Consider the following 18,112-nt stretch of genomic DNA (forward strand, 5'->3'; position numbering starts at 1 on the left):
GGTTCCTTCGGTGAGGGGGACGGAAGCTCTCAGTGTGCGGGTTTGAGCGGCAGCAGGGCGCTGATCCGGAAACCGCCGCCCGGTCGGGGGCCCGCGTCCAGGGTGCCGCCCACCATGCCGACCCGCTCCCGCATGCCGATCAGGCCGTGGCCGCGGCCGTCGGCGCCGCCGTCCTCGTACATCTCCTGGGGCGCGCCCCGGCCGTCGTCCTCGACGAGCAGGCCGAGGCCGTCGTCGAAGTAGACGAGCCGGACGGTGGCGCCGACGTCGGGGCCGCCGTGCTTGCGGGTGTTGGTGAGGGCTTCCTGCACGATCCGGTAGGCGGTCAGGCCGACGCCGGTGGGCAGCTCGCGCGGGGTGCCCTCGACGGTGAGGTCGACGGTCAGGCCGGCGCCCCTGACCTGCTCGACCAGCTCCTCGATCTGCTCCACGTCGGGCTGGGGCACGTACTCCCCCGCCTCCTGGTGCTCGCCGGTGCGCAGGATGCCGAGCAGCCGGCGCATCTCGGCGAGCGCCTGCCGGCCGGTGGTGGAGATGGTCTCCAGGGCCTGCTTGGCGGTCTCCGGGGAGGAGTCCATGACGTAGGCGGCGCCGTCGGCCTGCACCACCATCACCGACACGTTGTGCGCGACGACGTCGTGCAGCTCGCGGGCGATCCGGGCCCGCTCGGCGGCCACCGCCACCTTGGCCTGCGCCTCCCGCTCCTGCTCCAGGCGGGCGGCCTTCTCCTCCAGCTGCGCGAAGTAGGCGCGGCGGGTGCGCAGCGAGTCGCCGAGGACCCAGGCGAGGGCGAACGGCACCGCCATGATCACCGTGAAGAAGACCTGGGCGGGGACCGAGACGTTCCCCTCCAGGGGCCATCTCAGCTGGGAGAGCGGGGCCGCGCACAGGCCGCCGACGAGGGCGAGCCGGGAGGCCCAGCGGGGGCCGTCGTGGGCGGCGACGGTGAAGATGACGACGAGCATGGCGAAGTCCGCCATGAACGGCATGACGTCGAGGGCCAGCTGGGCGACGCCGAGGACGACGGCCAGGACCAGCATCCGTTCGGGCGCCCGCCGCCGCAGGGCGACGACCAGGGAGAACAGCGCGGCGACCGCCGCGTAGGCGACCACGTTGCCGAGGGGCGGGTACACCGACTGCATCCACAGCGCGGAGAGCCCGAGGAGGACGACGGCCCAGAAGACGTCGACGCCCGTCGGGTGGCTGCGGAGGAAGTCGTAGAGGCGCTGCACGTAACCCAGAGTAGGGAACGGGTACGGCTGGGGGATCAACCGTGTGGTCGATCCTTGCGGCGGGACCCGTACACCCCGGGGTGGAGACTGGGGCACGTGACGGATGACGTGACGGACGGGACGGGTCGGCCGCCGGGGGACGGCCGGGGGTGGCGGGGCTGGCTGGGCTGGCGGGAGGCGACCGAGCGGGCGCTGTACGGGCCCGGCGGCTTCTTCCTGCGCCCGGAGGGCCCGGCGGGCCACTTCCGCACCTCGGTGCACGCCTCGCCGCTCTTCGCGGCGGCGGTGGCGCGGCTGCTCGCGGCGACGGCGGAGGAGCTGGACACGGACGAGGTCGCCCTGGTGGACGTGGGCGCGGGCCGGGGCGAGCTGCCGGCCGGGGTGCTGGCGGCGGTCCCCGCGGGGCTGCGGGTGCGGGCGTACGCCGTGGAGCGGGCCGCCCGGCCGGACGGGCTCGACCCCCGGGTGGAGTGGACCGGCCGGCCGCCCGAGGGGGTGCGCGGGCTGCTGTTCGCGAACGAGTGGCTCGACAACGTGCCGGTGGACGTCGCCGAGGCCGACGAGGACGGCACCGTCCGGTACGTGGAGGTCCGCGCCGACGGTACGGAGCGGCTCGGCGCCCCGGTCGGGGGCGCGGACGCGGAGTGGCTGGCCCGCTGGTGGCCGCTGTCAGGGCCCGGCGAGCGGGCCGAGATCGGCAGGCCCCGGGACGAGGCGTGGGCGGCGGCGGTCGGCTCGCTCGCGGCGGGTCTGGCGGTGGCCGTGGACTACGGGCACGTACGGGGCTCCCGGCCGCCCTTCGGCACGCTGACCGGCTTCCGGGCGGGCCGCGAGGTCGCCCCGGTCCCGGACGGGAACGGCGACCTCACCTCGCACGTGGCCCTGGACGCCTGCGCGGCGGCGGTCCACGCGCGCGTGCCGGCCGAGCTGACGACCCAGCGGGAGGCCCTGCGCCGGCTGGGGGTCTCCGGCGGCCGGCCGCCGCTCGCGCTCGCCTCGACCGATCCCGCGGCGTACGTGCGGGCGCTGGCCGCCGCCGGGGAGGCGGCCGAGCTGACCGCGCGCGGCGGGCTCGGCGACTTCCTGTGGCTGAGCCAGCGGGTGTGACGGGCGGGGCCGTCCACAGGTCCACGGCGGGTTGTCCACAGGCGGGGACCTGGCCCGTCGGTGGGGCGCCTCGCGGGGGATACTGTCCGGCATGACGGAGACCACGGTCGGCATCGGCGGCGCGGCGGAGAGCACCGACATGGTGCTGAACATCGGCCCGCAGCATCCCTCCACGCACGGCGTGCTCCGGCTGCGGCTCGTCCTCGACGGCGAGGTGATCCGGCACGCCGAGCCGGTCGTGGGCTATATGCACCGGGGCGCCGAGAAGCTCTTCGAGGCGCGCGACTACCGGCAGATCGTCATGCTGGCCAACCGCCACGACTGGCTGTCGGCGTTCTCCAACGAGCTCGGCGTGGTGATGGCCGTCGAGCGGATGCTCGGCATGGAGGTGCCGGAGCGGGCCGTGTGGCTGCGGACCCTGCTCGCGGAGCTGAACCGGGTCCTCAACCACCTGATGTTCCTGGGGTCGTACCCGCTGGAGCTGGGCGGGATCACGCCCGTCTTCCACGCCTTCCGGGAGCGCGAGGAGCTCCAGACGGTGATGGAGGAGGTCTCCGGCGGCCGGATGCACTACATGTTCAACCGGGTCGGCGGCCTCAAGGAGGACCTGCCGGCGGGCTGGCAGGGCCGGGCCCGGCAGGCGGTCGCGGACGTCCGCTCGCGGATGGACGTGTACGACCGGCTGGTCCTCGGCAACGAGATCTTCCGGGGCCGCACGCGCGGGATCGGTGTCCTGAGCCGGGAGACCGTGCACGCCTTCGGGGTGTCGGGGCCGATCGCCCGCGCCTCCGGCGTCGACTTCGACCTGCGGCGCGACGAGCCCTACCTGGCGTACGGGGAGCTGGCGGACGTGCTGAAGGTCGTGGTCCGGGAGGACGGCGACTGCCTGGCCCGCTTCGAGTGCCTCTTGGAGCAGACGCACAACTCCCTGGCGCTGGCGGACGCCTGCCTGGACCGGCTGGCCGAGCTGCCGCAGGGCCCGGTCAACCAGCGGCTGCCGAAGGTGCTGAAGGCGCCGGAGGGGCACACGTACGCCTGGACCGAGAACCCGCTCGGCCTGAACGGCTACTACCTGGTGTCGAAGGGCGAGAAGACGCCGTACCGGCTGAAGCTGCGCTCGGCCTCGTACAACAACATCCAGGCGCTGGTGGAGCTGCTGCCGGGGACGCTGGTCGCGGACATGGTCGCGATCCTGGGGTCGTTCTTCTTCGTCGTCGGCGACATCGACAAGTGACGGCCGCGCCCGCCTTCTTTCAGGGGTTGCGCATCACGACGTAGTCGCGGTCCTCGCCGTCGGGGCGGCGGCGGTCGGTGACCGTCCATCCCCAGCGCGCGTACCGGTCCGTCAGCTCCGGGACGTCGAGGGTCATCAGAAGCGCGGGCCCGGCCCCGGCGGCGACCAGGAGGGCGTCATGGAGGGAGCGGCCGAGGCCGCGGCCCTGGTGGGCGGGGGCGACGACGAGTTCGGCGAGTTCGAAGGCGGGCGCGCCGCCGGAGAGGGCCGTGTCGGTCCAGCCTGCGGCGAGGCCGAGGAGGGCGCCGTCGGCGTCGAGGGCGGCGACGGCGTGGAAGTCCGGGTGCCGCCCGGCGGCCTGGAGGAGCCGGTCCACGGTCCGTACGGCGCCGAGCGGCGGCTCGTGCCAGGGAGCGCCGGCGAAGGCCTGGGCGCACAGGGCGATCAGCTCGTCGCGGCGGGCCCGTGCCTCCTCCGGGAGGAGGAGGCCGAGGCGGTGGGTCACGGGGTGACGGGTCACTGGTTGACGGCGCCGCGCAGTTCGGCGACGTCGAGCTGCTCGGTCTCGTCGTGCGCGGTCAGGTCGATGACCTGACCGATCGCGCCGGCGGCCGCCGGGCGGGCCACGGCGGGCTCGTCGTCACCGGCCGGGGCCGGAGCGGGGGCGGAGGCCGGGAGGGCGTTCCTGGCGGCTGCCGCGCGGGCCTCCTCCAGGACCTCCTCGCCCACCACGTCGGCGAGGTCGGTGTCGAGGGCGGCCTCGATGGCCGCCGCCTTCTGCGTGCCGAAGAAGTCGAAGCCGCCCTCGGTGCGCGGGACGGGCCGACGGGCCGCGTACGGGACGATCGCGCTGGCCGCCGGGACCACCGGGGTCAGGGCCTGCGCCGAAACCGACGAAACCGCCGGGGCGGTCGGGGCCGCCGGGGCGGTCGGGGCCGCCGGGGTCGCCGGGGCGGTCGGGGCCGCCGGGCTCGCCGCCGGGGGCAGTGCGGCGGGGGCCGCGGCCGGGCCCAGAGCCGCCGGGCGGGCGTGCTGCTCGGCGGCGTGCCGGCCGCGCAGCTCCTCCGTCTCGGCGGCGCGCTCGGCGAGGTCGCGGGCGCGGGCCGCCTCCGCGGTGCGCCGGGCCTGCTGGGCGGCGGCGTTGCGGGGCAGGTCGCGCAGGGCCTCGGCGGCGCGGCGGTACGCCTCCGGGGTGGGCGCGGAACCGGCGGCGGGCAGCTCCTTGGGGGCCTCGGCGCTCGCCCGGGCGAGGACGCGGCCGGTCTCCAGGGCGCTGGCGCGCTCGGTCTCGGCGGTCGCGTAGCGGCGCAGCAGGTCGGCGTGCTCGCCGCGCAGTCCGGCCAGTTCGACGCGCTTGGCGCGGAGCTTGGCGTCCAGGCGGATGCGCAGGGCGCGGGACTCCTCCAGGTCCGCCTCCAGTTCGGCGAGGCGCTCCTCGGCCTTCCACTGGTCGGCGGCGCGGGCCCGGGTCAGCTCGGCGACCTGGCGGCCGGCGCCGCGGTCCCAGCCGCGCATGAGGACGGCACCGGTGACGGCGGCGGCCGCCGCCGCGGCGGCCAGCAGCCGCACGACCACGAGTTCCCCGGGGATCCAGGCGGCCGCGGCGCAGACGACCGCGGTGCCGGCGACCGCGGAGGGCGGCAGCAGCTTGTGCAGAGGCGGGGAATGGCGGTGACGTCCACGTGGCATGGCCTGAAATTTACCGTGCGTAGGCACGGTGTGGGGGGTCGGCCCGGCAATCTCTTGGCCACTTCTCGGCAACGAAATCGGAGAGACCGCGTTCCGCTTCCGCTTCGGGCCGACTTCCCCTACTCCGGCGCCTACTTGCCGACCAGCCCCTTCTCCTTCAGATACGCGGCGGCGACATCCTCGGGCTTCGCCCGCTCGGCGTCGACCTTGCGGTTGAGTTCGGCGAGATCCCGCGTGGTCAGCACCTTGGTGATCTTGTCCAGGGCGGCGGCGACCTCGGGCGTCCCGGCCTCCTTCGCGTTCACCACCGGAAGCACGTTGTCGGCGTTCTGGAGGTGCTTGTCGTCCTCCAGGAAGACCAGGCCGAAGCTCTCGACCGTTGCGTCCGTGGTGGTGGTCAGGACCAGCTGGTCGACGCCGTCCTTGACGGCCTGCTTGGCCTGCGGGGTGCCGACGCCCTTGGGGTCGACGCCCGTCACGTCGATCCCGTAGGTCTTCTTCAGGCCGGGGGCGCAGAAGGGGCGGACCGCGCATTCGTCGCCCGCCGCGATCTTCACCTTCAGCTTCGCCGCGCCGAGATCGGAAAGGGTCTTCAGGCCGTTCTTCTCGGCGAATTCCTTCGACACCGCGAAGGCGTTCCGGTCGACCGCCTCCCCGACTTCCAGGACCTTCAGTCCACGCGGTTCCGCGAGCGCGCGGAGCGCGTCCACGGTGGCCTTCACGTCACCCGAGGCGACCGGCTTCTCTTCGGGCGCCTTCGGCCCGTTCACCTTCGCGTTGAGGAATTCCGCGAGCGTCGCCGCGTATTCCGGTACGACGTCGATCTCGCCCTTCTCCAGGGCGGGCTCGTACAGCTCGCGGTTCTTCACCGTGGTGACCGAGGCCGTGTAGCCCGCGTCGCGCAGCAGCTGCGCGTACAGCTCGGCGAGCACCTTCGACTCGGTGAAGGCCGCCGCGCCCACCACCAGGGAGCCCTTGCCGCCGCCGGAGCCGCCGGACGCCTTCTCCTTGCCCTGCTCCAGGCTGTCGCCGCCGCACGCGGCGAGCGAGACGGCCAGCGCTACGGTGCCGAGCAGCGCGCCCGTGGCGCGCGAGATCCTGTTCACGAGATCAGTCCTTCGCCTTCGGTATCCGATGTCCGATGTCCGATGTCTGTTATCCACGTCAGATGCCGCTGCCCGGTGTCCACGTCGGCTCCGGATCCCTGTCAGGTCCGGGGCGGCCGGGGGACCATCAGGCGGTCCAGGCCGACGAGAAGGCCCTCCACCACGAGGGCGAGGAGCGCCACCAGCACGGCGCCCGCGACCACCTGGGCGGTGTCGTAGAGCGCGAAGCCGGCCGTGATGATCCGACCGAGACCGCCCTGCCCTGCCATGGCGGCGATCGTCGCGGTGGCGACGACCTGCACGGCGGCGGAGCGGACCCCGGTCATCACCACCGGGGCCGCCAGCGGCAGTTCGACCCGGCGGAAGACCTGACCGCCCGTCATGCCCATCCCCCGGGCGGCCCGGACGGCGGCCCGGTCCACCTCGCGCACGCCCACGTACGCGTTGGTCAGCAGCGGCGGTATCGCGAAGAGGACGAGCGCGGCCACGGTCGGCACCTGGCCCGCGTTCCGCAGCGGGGAGACCATGAAGAGGGCGAGGACGGCGAAGACCGGGACGGCCCGCCCCACGTTCGACACGTTGACCGCGAGGGCACCGCCGCGCCCGAGGTGGCCGAGCCAGAGCCCGAGCGGCAGCGCGACCGCGCCGGCGATCAGCAGCGCGAGGCCGCTCACGTACACGTGCTCGGCGAGGCGGGCGCCGACGCCCTCCTCGCCGGTCCAGTGCGCACCGGTGGTGAGCCAGGTCCACGCGTCCGTCACGACCCCCACCTCACTCACCCCCCGGTGCGCGCGTGGCCCGGGTCCAGGGCGTGAGCAGCCGCTGGACGCCCAGGAGCAACAGGTCGGCGGTGACGGCGAGCAGCACGCACAGCACCGAGGCGGCGAGCACCTGCGCCTTGAAGAAGGTGGGCAGGGCGTCCTCGATGAGGTTGCCGAGGCCGCCGCGGCCGACGACCGAGCCGACGGTGGTGAGCGCGACCGTGGAGACGGTGGCCATCCGGACGCCGGCCATCAGGACCGGGAGCGCGAGAGGGAGTTCGACCTGCCAGAGCAGCCGCCAGGGGCCGAGGCCGAGGCCGCGGGCGGCCTCCCGGGTCTCGGCGGGGACGGCTTCGAGACCGGCCAGCGTGTTGCGCACCAGGATCGTCAGCGCGTACAGCACCAGGCCGGTGACGACGAGCGCCGAGGAGAGCCCGAAGACGGGCAGCAGCAGCGAGAACATGGCGAGCGACGGCACCGTGTAGAGCAGGGTCGTCAGCCCGAGGACCGGGGCGGCCAGGCGCGGCCGGGCCCGCACGAGGAGGGCCAGCGGCACGGCGACGAGCAGCGCGATCGCCACGGAGGCGGCGGTGATGCCGACGTGCTGGACCAGGGCGTCGGTCAGCTCCTCGCGGCGGGTGCGCAGATACTCACCGCAGATCCAGTCGTTGGCGACCAGACAGTTCGACGGGTTCATCCGGACCTCCCCCCAGGCCGCCGCCGCTAGAACGTACGTCTGACGACCCTAACCCCCGCCACCGACAACGGGGCGGCCCCCGGTCCCGCACCGCCGGTTCGCCACGCCTCCGCAACACCGTCTTCACACCCACCGGGTGACGGAGTGACAGAGGCGGGGGACAGAATGGCCCCATGATCCGGTTCGAACAGGTGACCAAACGCTATCCGGACGGCACCACCGCGGTCGACGGCCTCTCCTTCGAGGTGGCCGAGGGCGAGCTCGTCACGCTCGTCGGCCCCTCCGGATGCGGCAAGACGACCACGATGATGATGGTGAACCGGCTGGTCGAACCGACCTCCGGGCGGGTCCTCGTCGACGGCCGCGACGTCGCCGGGACCGATCCGGTCGCCCTGCGCCGCAAGATCGGATACGTCATCCAGCAGGTCGGGCTCTTCCCCCACCGCACGGTCCTCGACAACACCGCGACCGTCCCCGCCCTGCTCGGCTGGAAGAAGGCCGCCGCACGCGCGCGTGCGGCTGAACTCCTCGAACTCGTCGGCCTCGACCCCGCCGTCCACGGCCCCCGCTACCCCGCCCAGCTCTCCGGCGGACAGCGCCAGCGCGTCGGCGTGGCCCGCGCCCTCGCCGCCGACCCGCCGGTCCTCCTCATGGACGAGCCCTTCGGCGCCGTCGACCCGGTCGTCCGCGAACGGCTCCAGAACGAGTTCCTCGCCCTCCAGGCCACCGTCCGCAAGACCGTCCTCCTCGTCACCCACGACATCGGGGAGGCCGTCCGCCTCGGCGACCGCATGGCCGTCTACGGACAGGGCCGCATCGAGCAGTTCGACACCCCGGCCACCGTCCTCGCCTCCCCCGCCACCCCGTACGTCGCCGACTTCGTCGGCGGCGACCGCGCCCTCACCCGGCTCGCCGTCACCCCCGTCACCGCCGAGGACCTGGACCCCCTGCCGGACGACCACGCCGGAACCCCCGCCACGCGCGCGCGTACCGACGCCGCCCCCGCCCCCCGCACGGACGGCGCCCCCGTCCCCGTACCCCCCTCCGTACCCCTCGGAGGCACCCTCAAGGACGCGCTCGCGCTGCTCCTCCAGGACGACTCCGGCCGGCTCACCGTCACCGGCGCGGACGGACGCCCGGCCGGCGTCCTCACCCCCGCCGGCGTCCACCGGGCCCTGCGCCGCGCCTCCCGGACCCCCTGAAGGATCAGTCCGCCCGGAGCTTCCCGCTCATCCACACCAGGCCGGGCGGGATCTCCCGCTTCCAGGTGGTGAAGTTGTGCCCGCCGCTCTCCAGCGTGATCGAGGAGACCCGGGCCGGACTCTTCACCTTGCCGATGAACTCCCGCGTCGCCTTCAGGTTCCCCTCGCCCGTCTTCGACGTCGTCACCAGGAACGAGGACGCCGGCTGCGGCCGGTGGTCCAGGCTCCACAACAGGTTCGCCCGCTGCCGAAGCCCCTGGTCGCCGTGGAAGAGGTCGCCCGTCGTCACGTCCTCAGCCGCCTTGTAGTACGCGGAGAGACCCGCCCCCGCCACGAACCGGTCCGGGTGGTGCAGCGCGATCTTCAGCGCGCAGTACCCGCCCGTCGAGTTCCCCATGAACCCCCAGTTCCGGGGCTTCGTCCCCACCCGGTACGTCTCCGAGACCGCCCGCGGCAGGTCCTCGGCGAAGAAGGTCTCCGTCTGCGGACCGCCCGGCACGTCCACGCACTCGGTGTCCCGCGGCGGCGCCACCGTCGGCCGCAGCATCACCAGGACCATCGGCTGCATCCGCCCCTCCTTCGCCTGGAGGTACGCCGTCCTCGGGTACTTCAGCCCCTTGATCAGGTTCTCCGCGGTGCCCGGGTACCCCGTCAGCACCACCGACGCCGGGAACGACCGCTCCGCGTACCGCTCCTGGAAGTACTCCGGCGGCAGGTAGACGAAGGCCGGCGAGGTGATCCCCGACCGCTCGCCGCGGATCACCACCTCCTGGATCTGCCCGCCCACCGACGGCCGCCCCCCGCCCGGCACGTCCAGGGTGCGCGTCCCCACCACCCGTACGTCCTTCGGGCGCCCGCCCGCCGCGGCGGGATGGTCGACGACCACGCCCATCTCCTGCTCCTGGCCGAACAGGTCCGCCCACGAACCGTAGAAGAGGAAGGAACGGTTCGCCGCGAGCCCCACCGCCGCGAACAGCGCCAGCTGCGTCGCGAACAGCAGCCCGACCCTGCCGAGCACCGCCCGCCAGCCCCGCCGGGCCAGCCGGGGCCACAGCAGCACCGTGACCGAGAACAGCACGACGGCCACCGCCACCGCCGTGACGAGGACCGTTCTACTGGTGAGACCCATGAGACGGCCGAACCTTCCTTCCTGGGACATCCCCGGACGCCCCGACGACTTCCTGAGAATTTCCTGTGCCTGAATGAACCCGCCCCCGCGCAGCCACGTCCTAAGGAACGCCCCGAACAGGGCCGAAAAAGACCACGGAAGCACGGGAAGCGCGGGAAGCGATGTCTGTCACGGTAGATGGGGACAAAACATCATCGGTTCCGGGTCGGGTCCGACGAATTCTGAGCGGCCCCCCGCCCGAGAAGGTCCCCTCCCTCATCGGTACGGCCTGCACCCTCATCGGACTCGTCGACATCGCCGCCGGGGTCTTCCCCCGGTTCCGCACCAGCCGCATCCACGCCCTCGCCGAAGTCCTCCCCGGCACCCTCGGCCCCCTCTCCGCCGCCGTCTCGCTCAGCGCGGGCGTCCTCCTGCTCCTCCTCGCCCACGGCCTCAAGCGCCACAAGCGCCGCGCCTGGCGGGCCGTCGTCCTCCTCCTCCCGCTCGGCGCCGTCGCCCAGTTCGTCTGGCGCCACTCGATCCTCGGCTCCCTGCTCTCGCTCGGCCTGCTCGCCCTGCTGCTGCGCCACCGCGACCAGTTCGCCGCCCTCCCCGACCCCCGCAGCCGCTGGCGCGCCCTCGCCAACTTCGTCGTCATGGGCGCCGGCTCCCTCGCCCTCGGCCTCGTCGTCGTCAGCGCCCACCCCCGCCGCGTCGTCGGCGACCCCAGCCTCACCGACCGCCTCGAACACGTCCTCCTCGGACTCTTCGGCGTCGAAGGCCCCGTCGCCTACACCCACGGCGTCGACTGGACCGTCGGCTACTCCCTCGGCGCCCTCGGCATGCTCACCGCCCTCACCACCCTCTACCTCGCCCTCCGCCCCGAACACCCCGCCGCCCGCCTCACCGACGAGGACGAGACCCGGCTCCGCGCCCTCCTCGACCGGCACGGCAGCCGCGACTCCCTCGGCCACTTCGCGCTCCGCCACGACAAGGGCGTCGTCTTCTCCCCCAGCGGCAAGGCCGCCGTCTGCTACCGCGTCGTCTCCGGCGTCATGCTCGCCAGCGGCGACCCCATCGGCGACGTCGAGGCCTGGCCCGGCGCCATCGAACGCTTCATGGACGAGGCCCGCGCCCACTCCTGGACCCCCGCCGTCATGGGCTGCTCCGAGACCGGCGGCCAGGTCTGGACCCGCGAGACCGGACTCGACGCCCTCGAACTCGGCGACGAGGCCGTCATCGACGTCGACGCCTTCTCCCTCTCCGGCCGCGCCATGCGCAACGTCCGCCAGATGGTCAAGCGGATCGAGCGCAACGGCTACACCACGCGCGTGCGCCGGGTCCGCGACCTCGACCCCGCCGAACTCGACCTCGTCCGCAGGGCCGCCGCCGACTGGCGCGGCACCGACACCGAGCGCGGCTTCTCCATGGCCCTCGGCCGCATCGGCGCCCCCGGCGACGGCGACGCCGTCATAGCGACCGCCCACCTCGCCGACCCCGAAAACGGCACCAGCACGGAGGACAGCCCCTACGGCGACCTCAAAGCCATGATCCACTTCGTGCCCTGGGGCACCGACGGCATGTCCCTGGAACTCATGCGCCGCGACCGCACCGCCGACCCCGGCATGAACGAACTCCTCATCGTCGCCGCCCTCCAGGCCTCCCCCACCCTCGGCATCCGCCGCGTCTCCCTCAACTTCGCCATGTTCCGCTCCACCCTCGCCCGCGGCGAACGCATCGGCGCGGGCCCCGTCCTCCGCCTCTGGCGCGGACTCCTCCTCTTCCTCTCCCGCTGGTTCCAGATCGAGTCCCTCTACAAGTTCAACGCCAAGTTCCAGCCACGCTGGGAACCCCGCTTCGTCGTCTACCGCGCCGGCCGCGACCTGCCCCGCATCGGCCTCGCCGCCATGCAGGCCGAAGGCTTCCTCACCCTCTCCCTGCCCCGCCCCTTCGCCCGCCGCCCCGCCCGCACACCCCGCCCCTGCGCCCACGTCATCCCCCAGCGCACCGGCCGGGAGCACGAGATCCGTACGGCCGAAGCGGCGTGAACCGGCCGAGAGCAGCCGGGAGCGGCCTGAAACCGCCCCCGGCCCCGGCGGGCCCTACGCTGGTCGTATGAGTACGACGATCGACCGGGGCGCTCCCCTCGGCCTTCCCGAGTGGGACCGCTGCGCGGTCATGGGCGTGGTCAACGTGACCCCGGACTCCTTCTCCGACGGCGGCCGCTGGTTCGACACGACGGCCGCCGTCAAGCACGGCCTCGACCTCGTCGCCCAGGGCGCCGACCTCGTCGACGTCGGCGGCGAGTCCACCCGCCCCGGCGCCACCCGCGTCGACGAGGAGGAAGAGCTCCGCCGGGTCGTCCCCGTCGTCCGCGGCCTCGCCGCCGAAGGCGTCACCGTCTCCGTCGACACCATGCGCGCCTCCGTCGCCGCCGCAGCGGTCACGGCGGGCGCCGCACTCGTCAACGACGTCAGCGGCGGCCTCGCCGACCCCGGCATGGTCCCCGCCGTCGCCGCCGCCGAGGTCCCCTTCGTCGTCATGCACTGGCGCGGCTTCAGCGAGTCCATGAACAGCCTCGCCGTCTACGACGACGTCGTCACCGAGGTCGTCACCGAGCTCCGCACCCGGATGGAGGCCGTCGTCGACGGCGGCATCGCCCCCGAGCGGATCGTCATCGACCCCGGCCTCGGCTTCGCCAAGCTCGCCCCCCACGACCTCGCCCTCGTCGCCCACCTCCCCGAGCTGCGCGCCCTCGGCCGCCCCCTCCTCGTCGCCGCCTCCCGCAAACGCTTCCTCGGCCACGTCCTCACCCGCGAGCCCGGCGCCGCCCCGCCGCCCGCCCGCGAACGCGACGCCGCCACCGCCGCCGTCTCCGCCCTCGCCGCCCACGAGGGCGCCTGGGCCGTCCGCGTCCACGAGGTCCGCGCCACCGCCGACGCCGTCCGCGTCGCCCGCGCCGTCGAAGGAGCCCGATGACCTCCCGAGGAGCCCGATGACCGACGAAGGAGCCCGATGACCCACGGACGCGGAGCCGGCGGCGGGGCCGCCCGCGAGGCCGACCAGGCAGCCGTCGAAGCCGCCAACACCGCCTTCTACACGGCGCTGGAGGAAGGCGACTTCGACCGCCTCGAAGACCTCTGGCTCGACGACGCCACCGAGATCTCCTGCGTCCACCCCGGCTGGCCCGTCCTCACCGGCCGCGCCGAGGTGCTCCGCTCGTACGCGCTGATCATGGCGCACACCGACTACATCCAGTTCTTCCTCACCGACGTACGGGTCTCCCTCACCGGCGACACCGCCCTCGTCACCTGCACCGAGAACATCCTCAGCGGCGGCCCAGCCGAGGACGGCGCCGAGCTCGGCCCCCTCGTCGGCCAGCTCGTCGTCGCCACCAACACCTTCCGCCGGACCCCCGAGGGCTGGCGGATCTGGTCCCACCACGCCTCCCCCGTCATCGCCGACCCCGACGACGACACGCCCCCCGCGGCCCCCGACGACGACCCCGGCCCCTCCGCCTGACGGACCCGACAGCAAGCGCTGTCGGTGCCCGCGGGTAGATTCGATGAAGGACACCCGGCCGTCCGCACCCGGCTGCGTGCCCCCGAAACTACGACAGCAGGAGTGATTCGCGTGGATCGTGTCGCGCTGCGCGGCCTCAAGGCCCGAGGCCACCACGGTGTCTTCCCCAAGGAGCGCGAGGAGGGGCAGACCTTCATCGTGGACCTGGTCCTCGGCCTCGACACCCGCCCGGCGGCCGCCGACGACGACCTCACCAAGACCGTTCACTACGGCGTCGTCGCCGAGGAGGTCGTCGACGTCGTCCAGGGCGAGCCCGTCGACCTGATCGAGACCCTCGCCGAGCGCATCGCCCAGCAGTGCCTCAGCCACGCCGGCGTCCAGGAGGTGGAGGTGGTCGTGCACAAGCCCGACGCCCCCATCACCGTCCCCTTCGACGACGTCACCGTCACGATCACCCGGAGCCGACGATGAAGCCGACCCACAGCGACCCCACCGTCCAGCCCGTACCGGCCTCCGTCGTCGCCACCGTCGACGCCGCCGACACCACCCTCTCCAACCCCCGCTGGGCCGTCGTCGCCCTCGGCGCCAACCTCGGCAACCGCCTGGAGAACCTCCAGGGAGCCGTCGACGCCCTCGCCGACACCCCCGGCCTCCGCGTCAAGGCCGTCTCCCCCGTGTACGAGACCGAGCCCTGGGGTGTCGAGCCCGGCACCCAGCCCTCGTACCTCAACGCCGTCGCCCTCCTGAAGACGACCCTCCCGCCCTCCTCCCTCCTGGAGCGCGCCCAGGCCGTCGAGGAGGCCTTCCTGCGCGTCCGGGACGAACGCTGGGGCGCCCGCACCCTCGACGTCGACATCATCACGTACGCGGACGTGGTCTCCGACGACCCCGTCCTCACCCTCCCGCACCCCCGCGCCCACCAGCGCGCCTTCGTCCTCGCCCCCTGGCACGACATGGACCCCGAGGCCCAGCTCCCCGGCCACGGCGCCGTGGCCGACCTCCTGGCCGCCGTCGACCGCGCCGGCGTCACGCCCAGGCCCGACCTGGAACTCCGCCTCCCCGAGTAATCGTTACGCTACGTGGCAGACCGCCCGCGACCACGTGAAGGACACCCGGTGAAACAACTGCGGCTCAAGGTGCTCGCCGGACTCTTCCTGGTCGCCGGCATCCTCTCCTGGGGCGGCGCCCGCCTCTGGGACTCCGTCGGCACCCTCCCCAGCGTGCCGCTCGCCGCGCCCATCGTCCTCGCCGTGATCGCGGTGGTGCTCACGGCCACCGCCCTCTCGCTCCGCGCCCGCCTCAGGGCCCAGCGCGAGCGCCGCCCCGGCGCCAAGGGCGTCGAACCCCTGATGGCCGCCCGCGCGGTCGTCTTCGGCCAGGCCAGCGCCCTGGTAGCCGCCCTCGTCGCCGGCCTCTACGGCGGCGTGGGCGTCTTCCTCCTGGGCTCCCTCGACATCCCCGCCCGCCGCGACCAGGCCCTCTACGCCGCCGCCGCGGTGCTGGCAGCCTTCGGCGTCATCGCCGCCGCCCTCTTCCTGGAGCGCGTCTGCAAGCTCCCCGAAGACGACGACGGCCCGGGCGGCGCCCGGGCCTGACCCGACGGCCCCCCCAGGCGGTCCGGCGGGGACGGTGCGCTCTTAGCGGGCGAGTATCAGAGACATGGCCTCGGCACGCGTGGTGGCATCACGAAGTTGGCCACGTACCGCCGAGGTCGTCGTCTTCGCGCCCGGCTTGCGGACTCCCCGCAGCGCCATGCACATGTGCTCGGCCTCGATGACGACGATCGCGCCGCGCGCCTCAAGGATCCGCATCAGCGAATCGGCGATCTGTGTCGTCAGACGCTCCTGCACCTGCGGACGCCGAGCATAGACGTCCACCAGACGGGCCAGCTTCGACAGGCCGGTAATTTTGCCCGTTTCAGCAGGAATGTAACCAATGTGGGCTACGCCATGAAATGGGAGGAGATGATGTTCACACTGGGACGTCAGTTCGATGTCCTTCACCAGGACCATCTCGTCGTGCCCCAGGTCGAACGTCGTCGTCAGGACATCCTCGGGCTTCTGCCACAGACCCGCGAAAAGCTCCTTGTACGCCCGCGCCACGCGCGCCGGCGTCTCACGGAGGCCCTCACGGTCCGGGTCTTCGCCGACCGCGATAAGGAGCTCTCGTACGGCGTTCTCGGCGCGCTTCTCATCGAACTCGCCGATCGTGCCTTCGCCGTCCAGCGTCACCGGGTCGGTCATCTGTGCCTCGTTCCGTCTGTCTAGCTTGGCGCGGAAAGCCCGCACCCCCATCGAGGCTAGCCGGTTTTCTTCGAGGTCCGCTGTGATGTGCTGCTCGCCGGCCTGATGCCACGCACCCACGGAGGGCGTACTGGTGTCGTTCGGGAGTTCGTGGGCCGAATGCGTGACCCTTCCGTGGTGGTGTCGTTGATCGGATGACAGCACCAGGAGTGAGGGGAGGGGTGCCGGTGGGCCGGAGGCTGCCGCTGGGCGAGGGGGAGGCGGCTCGTACCGCCTGCGCGCCCGTCCTGCTCCGGGCGGGTGTGGACGAGAAGACCGGGGAGGTCCTCACCGCGGCCGTTCTGGCCGAACGCGTGGGCTGGTGCGCCGATCTGGTGGCCGGGATGACCGGTGCGCTGCTGTCCGGGCACTGGAACGCCGCCGACGTCGATGCGCTGGCCTCCGGCGTGGACGGTGGCGGACGCAGCCTGCCGTCGCAGGCGTGGATGGCGCTGCGGCGCCTGGGCTGGAGTGTCGCCCCGCCGGACGGGGTACGGGTCAACGACCGGATCGTGCGGATGGCCCAGGAGCAGGCCGGACGCGTGCTGCGGTCGGTGAAATGGCGCGCCGATGTCGTGGCCGGTGTGCTGGCGGCCTGGCCCGCCGACCCGGACAAACGCATCCCGCAGGAGTGGGACCAGGTACGGGCCGCGGTCCCGGGCGGGGAGCACCTGCCCTCCAGTGTGATCCGTTCCCGCACCCGCCAGATCGTCTCCTTCGTGTGCAGGCACGGGCACCTTCCGGCCGGTGTGTTCGAGCTGGAACCCTCGCCGGGTGCGGCGCGGATGCTGCTGCTCGCCGCGTGCGACGGCCAGCAGGCCACCCTCGAACGCTCCGACGACAGGCACCGGGCGCTACTGCGCCTCCAGCTCCCCCTCCGGCCCGACCCCGCTTCGTACCGCGACTGGACGTGGGTCGCCTGCCCGGTCCAGCTGCCGTCCACGGTCCCCGCGGACGCGCTCCTCCACCTGCCCACCCTGCGCCCCACCGGCGGAAGAGTCCGCGCCGACCTCGCCTTCACCCACCCCGTACCGAGGACGAAGCGCACCGGCCACACCGTGGCCCTCGGCGTGGACTGGGGCCTGAACACCCTGCTGTCCGCAGGTGCGGCCCGGCTGCACGGCGACGGACGGATCACCGCCCTCGGTGCCGGGGCGCAGTTCCGGGCCGCCGGGGTGCTGGCCAAACAGCACCGGCTGCGCCGCATCTCCGAGCACCTGCACGCCAAGACCGGCCACTACACCCGGCTTGCCGACCCCGCCCTGAACACCAAGGCGGAACAACTGGCCGAGGAGACCCGGCGTGTCTCGCAGCGCCGCTCCCATCTCAACGACGCCTTGGCCTGGTCCGCCGCCCGGTGGGCCGTGGACCAGGCCGTCGCGGCCGGGGCCACGGTCATCTACCTGGAAGACCTGCGCTCTTTGGAAGCCAAAGGGATGGGCCGCACCCACAACACCCGCCTGTCCCAGACGGTGCGCGGGAAGATCGCCGACCGGATGCGGCACCTGGCCGCCGAAGCGGGCATCGCCGTGGTCACCGTCCCGCCCCGCAACACCTCCAAACACTGCCCGCACTGCCTCACGCCCTTGCGGCACCGCAAGGCCCCCGACCGGCCCACCACGGCGGGCTGGAAATGGGCCATCTGCCCCAACCCCGCATGCCGTTGGCAGGGCGACCGGGACCAGGGCGCCTGGCGGCGGATCGCCGCACGTGGCCTGACCCACCAGGCCCGGACCGTCACCGACCGCACCAGCGGGCAGACGGTCATCCGCACGGTGGTGGACAAGCTCGAAACCGCAGCGGTCATCACGACCGCCCCGAGGACCAGCCGGGCTGACCGGTCCAAGACCGGCCCGACCTGGCCGCGTACCAACCGCCCCGCGCCCAGGCGACGCGGGGTTCCCTCCCCGGCGGGCCCCTCATGCGGCCCCGCCGGCCGGCGTCCGGAGGGACACGCACCAACGGACCGGCCCCGGCTGCCCCGCGCGGCCCACCGGCACCAGGACGTGGCCACGATCAGCACACCCACCACCGGCCGACACCGGCCACGAGGAGCAGCACGGGGCGCCGGATTCCACCTCCACGCCCACGCCTCCCCACCCAGGTGGACCGAACCCGAGCCAAACTCTACGGTCTGCTCGGGTTCGCTCAACTGATCAGAGACGCTAAAAC

At 73.4% G+C, this 18,112-nt stretch carries 18 protein-coding genes; 10 read left to right on the forward strand and 8 right to left on the reverse strand.

Going from position 1 to position 18,112, the window contains the following annotated elements:
- Positions 1-29: 29 nt before the first annotated feature.
- Positions 30-1,232 carry a sensor histidine kinase gene (locus tag QK442_RS26995; protein WP_282696679.1) on the reverse strand — a complete coding sequence of 401 codons (1,203 nt, stop codon included), beginning with the start codon at positions 1,230-1,232 and terminating at the stop codon, positions 30-32.
- 108 nt (positions 1,233-1,340) lie between these two features.
- Between QK442_RS26995 and QK442_RS27000 the strand changes: the two genes are divergently transcribed.
- Positions 1,341-2,339 (forward strand): SAM-dependent methyltransferase, encoded by a 999-nt coding sequence (locus QK442_RS27000; protein WP_282696734.1) that lies wholly within the window; start codon positions 1,341-1,343, stop codon positions 2,337-2,339.
- A 91-nt stretch (positions 2,340-2,430) separates the two neighbouring features.
- Positions 2,431-3,573 (forward strand): NADH-quinone oxidoreductase subunit D, encoded by a 1,143-nt coding sequence (locus tag QK442_RS27005; protein WP_282696680.1) that lies wholly within the window; start codon positions 2,431-2,433, stop codon positions 3,571-3,573.
- Between the two features lie 19 nt (positions 3,574-3,592).
- On the opposite strand, the gene QK442_RS27010 is transcribed toward QK442_RS27005, so the two are convergent.
- From QK442_RS27010 to QK442_RS27030, 5 genes are all read right to left on the reverse strand, one after another.
- Complete coding sequence (locus QK442_RS27010) at positions 3,593-4,078, reverse strand: GNAT family N-acetyltransferase (protein ID WP_282696681.1); 486 nt, start codon at positions 4,076-4,078, stop codon at positions 3,593-3,595.
- 11 nt (positions 4,079-4,089) lie between these two features.
- The gene (locus QK442_RS27015) at positions 4,090-5,262 is read right to left on the reverse strand and encodes a hypothetical protein (RefSeq protein ID WP_282696682.1); all 1,173 of its coding nucleotides are present in this window, start codon (positions 5,260-5,262) and stop codon (positions 4,090-4,092) included.
- A 131-nt stretch (positions 5,263-5,393) separates the two neighbouring features.
- Positions 5,394-6,368 carry an ABC transporter substrate-binding protein gene (locus QK442_RS27020; protein ID WP_282696683.1) on the reverse strand — a complete coding sequence of 325 codons (975 nt, stop codon included), beginning with the start codon at positions 6,366-6,368 and terminating at the stop codon, positions 5,394-5,396.
- Positions 6,369-6,469: 101 nt separating this feature from the next.
- Positions 6,470-7,138 (reverse strand): ABC transporter permease, encoded by a 669-nt coding sequence (locus QK442_RS27025; RefSeq protein ID WP_282696684.1) that lies wholly within the window; start codon positions 7,136-7,138, stop codon positions 6,470-6,472.
- Position 7,139: 1 nt separating this feature from the next.
- Positions 7,140-7,826 (reverse strand): ABC transporter permease, encoded by a 687-nt coding sequence (locus QK442_RS27030; RefSeq protein ID WP_282696685.1) that lies wholly within the window; start codon positions 7,824-7,826, stop codon positions 7,140-7,142.
- A 173-nt stretch (positions 7,827-7,999) separates the two neighbouring features.
- On the opposite strand from QK442_RS27030, the gene QK442_RS27035 reads away from it, so the two are divergent.
- The gene (locus tag QK442_RS27035; RefSeq protein ID WP_282696686.1) at positions 8,000-9,028 is read left to right on the forward strand and encodes an ATP-binding cassette domain-containing protein; all 1,029 of its coding nucleotides are present in this window, start codon (positions 8,000-8,002) and stop codon (positions 9,026-9,028) included.
- Positions 9,029-9,032: 4 nt separating this feature from the next.
- Here QK442_RS27035 and QK442_RS27040 read toward each other — a convergent pair whose 3' ends face one another.
- Positions 9,033-10,157 carry an alpha/beta hydrolase-fold protein gene (locus tag QK442_RS27040; protein ID WP_282696687.1) on the reverse strand — a complete coding sequence of 375 codons (1,125 nt, stop codon included), beginning with the start codon at positions 10,155-10,157 and terminating at the stop codon, positions 9,033-9,035.
- A 161-nt stretch (positions 10,158-10,318) separates the two neighbouring features.
- On the opposite strand from QK442_RS27040, the gene QK442_RS27045 reads away from it, so the two are divergent.
- The 6 genes from QK442_RS27045 to QK442_RS27070 all read left to right on the forward strand — a co-directional run bounded on the left by QK442_RS27045 (position 10,319) and on the right by QK442_RS27070 (position 15,253).
- Positions 10,319-12,184, forward strand: a complete 1,866-nt coding sequence (locus tag QK442_RS27045; protein ID WP_282696688.1) for a phosphatidylglycerol lysyltransferase domain-containing protein — start codon at positions 10,319-10,321, stop codon at positions 12,182-12,184.
- Positions 12,185-12,251: 67 nt separating this feature from the next.
- A complete protein-coding gene (gene folP, locus QK442_RS27050) occupies positions 12,252-13,115 on the forward strand; it encodes a dihydropteroate synthase (protein WP_282696689.1) in 864 nt (287 codons plus the stop codon).
- Between the two features lie 36 nt (positions 13,116-13,151).
- Positions 13,152-13,658 (forward strand): nuclear transport factor 2 family protein, encoded by a 507-nt coding sequence (locus QK442_RS27055; protein WP_282696690.1) that lies wholly within the window; start codon positions 13,152-13,154, stop codon positions 13,656-13,658.
- A 111-nt stretch (positions 13,659-13,769) separates the two neighbouring features.
- On the forward strand, positions 13,770-14,129 hold the full coding sequence (gene folB / locus QK442_RS27060; protein ID WP_030495863.1) for a dihydroneopterin aldolase: 360 nt from the start codon (positions 13,770-13,772) through the stop codon (positions 14,127-14,129).
- Positions 14,126-14,725, forward strand: a complete 600-nt coding sequence (folK, locus tag QK442_RS27065) for a 2-amino-4-hydroxy-6-hydroxymethyldihydropteridine diphosphokinase (protein WP_282696691.1) — start codon at positions 14,126-14,128, stop codon at positions 14,723-14,725. Before folB ends, folK begins: the two co-directional genes overlap by 4 nt.
- Positions 14,726-14,773: 48 nt before the next feature.
- A complete protein-coding gene (locus tag QK442_RS27070) occupies positions 14,774-15,253 on the forward strand; it encodes a DUF3180 domain-containing protein (RefSeq protein WP_282696692.1) in 480 nt (159 codons plus the stop codon).
- Positions 15,254-15,295: 42 nt separating this feature from the next.
- On the opposite strand, the gene folE is transcribed toward QK442_RS27070, so the two are convergent.
- Positions 15,296-15,901, reverse strand: a complete 606-nt coding sequence (folE, locus tag QK442_RS27075) for a GTP cyclohydrolase I FolE (RefSeq protein ID WP_282696693.1) — start codon at positions 15,899-15,901, stop codon at positions 15,296-15,298.
- Positions 15,902-16,128: 227 nt separating this feature from the next.
- On the opposite strand from folE, the gene QK442_RS27080 reads away from it, so the two are divergent.
- Positions 16,129-18,096 carry a zinc ribbon domain-containing protein gene (locus tag QK442_RS27080; protein WP_282696694.1) on the forward strand — a complete coding sequence of 656 codons (1,968 nt, stop codon included), beginning with the start codon at positions 16,129-16,131 and terminating at the stop codon, positions 18,094-18,096.
- The last annotated feature ends 16 nt before the right edge of the window (positions 18,097-18,112 follow it).

It is taken from the genome of Streptomyces sp. CC208A (assembly GCF_030010625.1).
Lineage (GTDB): Bacteria > Actinomycetota > Actinomycetes > Streptomycetales > Streptomycetaceae > Streptomyces.

Bases quoted from the DNA above. Each gene is read 5' to 3' on its own strand.
- QK442_RS27005 (WP_282696680.1), top strand. From the start codon at position 2,431: ATGACGGAGACCACGGTCGGCATCGGCGGCGCGGCGGAGAGCACCGAC.
- QK442_RS27015 (WP_282696682.1), bottom strand. From the start codon at position 5,262: ATGCCACGTGGACGTCACCGCCATTCCCCGCCTCTGCACAAGCTGCTG.
- QK442_RS27030 (WP_282696685.1), bottom strand. From the start codon at position 7,826: ATGAACCCGTCGAACTGTCTGGTCGCCAACGACTGGATCTGCGGTGAG.
- QK442_RS27035 (WP_282696686.1), top strand. From the start codon at position 8,000: ATGATCCGGTTCGAACAGGTGACCAAACGCTATCCGGACGGCACCACC.
- QK442_RS27040 (WP_282696687.1), bottom strand. From the start codon at position 10,157: ATGGGTCTCACCAGTAGAACGGTCCTCGTCACGGCGGTGGCGGTGGCC.
- QK442_RS27045 (WP_282696688.1), top strand. From the start codon at position 10,319: ATGTCTGTCACGGTAGATGGGGACAAAACATCATCGGTTCCGGGTCGG.
- folP (WP_282696689.1), top strand. From the start codon at position 12,252: ATGAGTACGACGATCGACCGGGGCGCTCCCCTCGGCCTTCCCGAGTGG.
- QK442_RS27055 (WP_282696690.1), top strand. From the start codon at position 13,152: ATGACCCACGGACGCGGAGCCGGCGGCGGGGCCGCCCGCGAGGCCGAC.
- folK (WP_282696691.1), top strand. From the start codon at position 14,126: ATGAAGCCGACCCACAGCGACCCCACCGTCCAGCCCGTACCGGCCTCC.
- folE (WP_282696693.1), bottom strand. From the start codon at position 15,901: ATGACCGACCCGGTGACGCTGGACGGCGAAGGCACGATCGGCGAGTTC.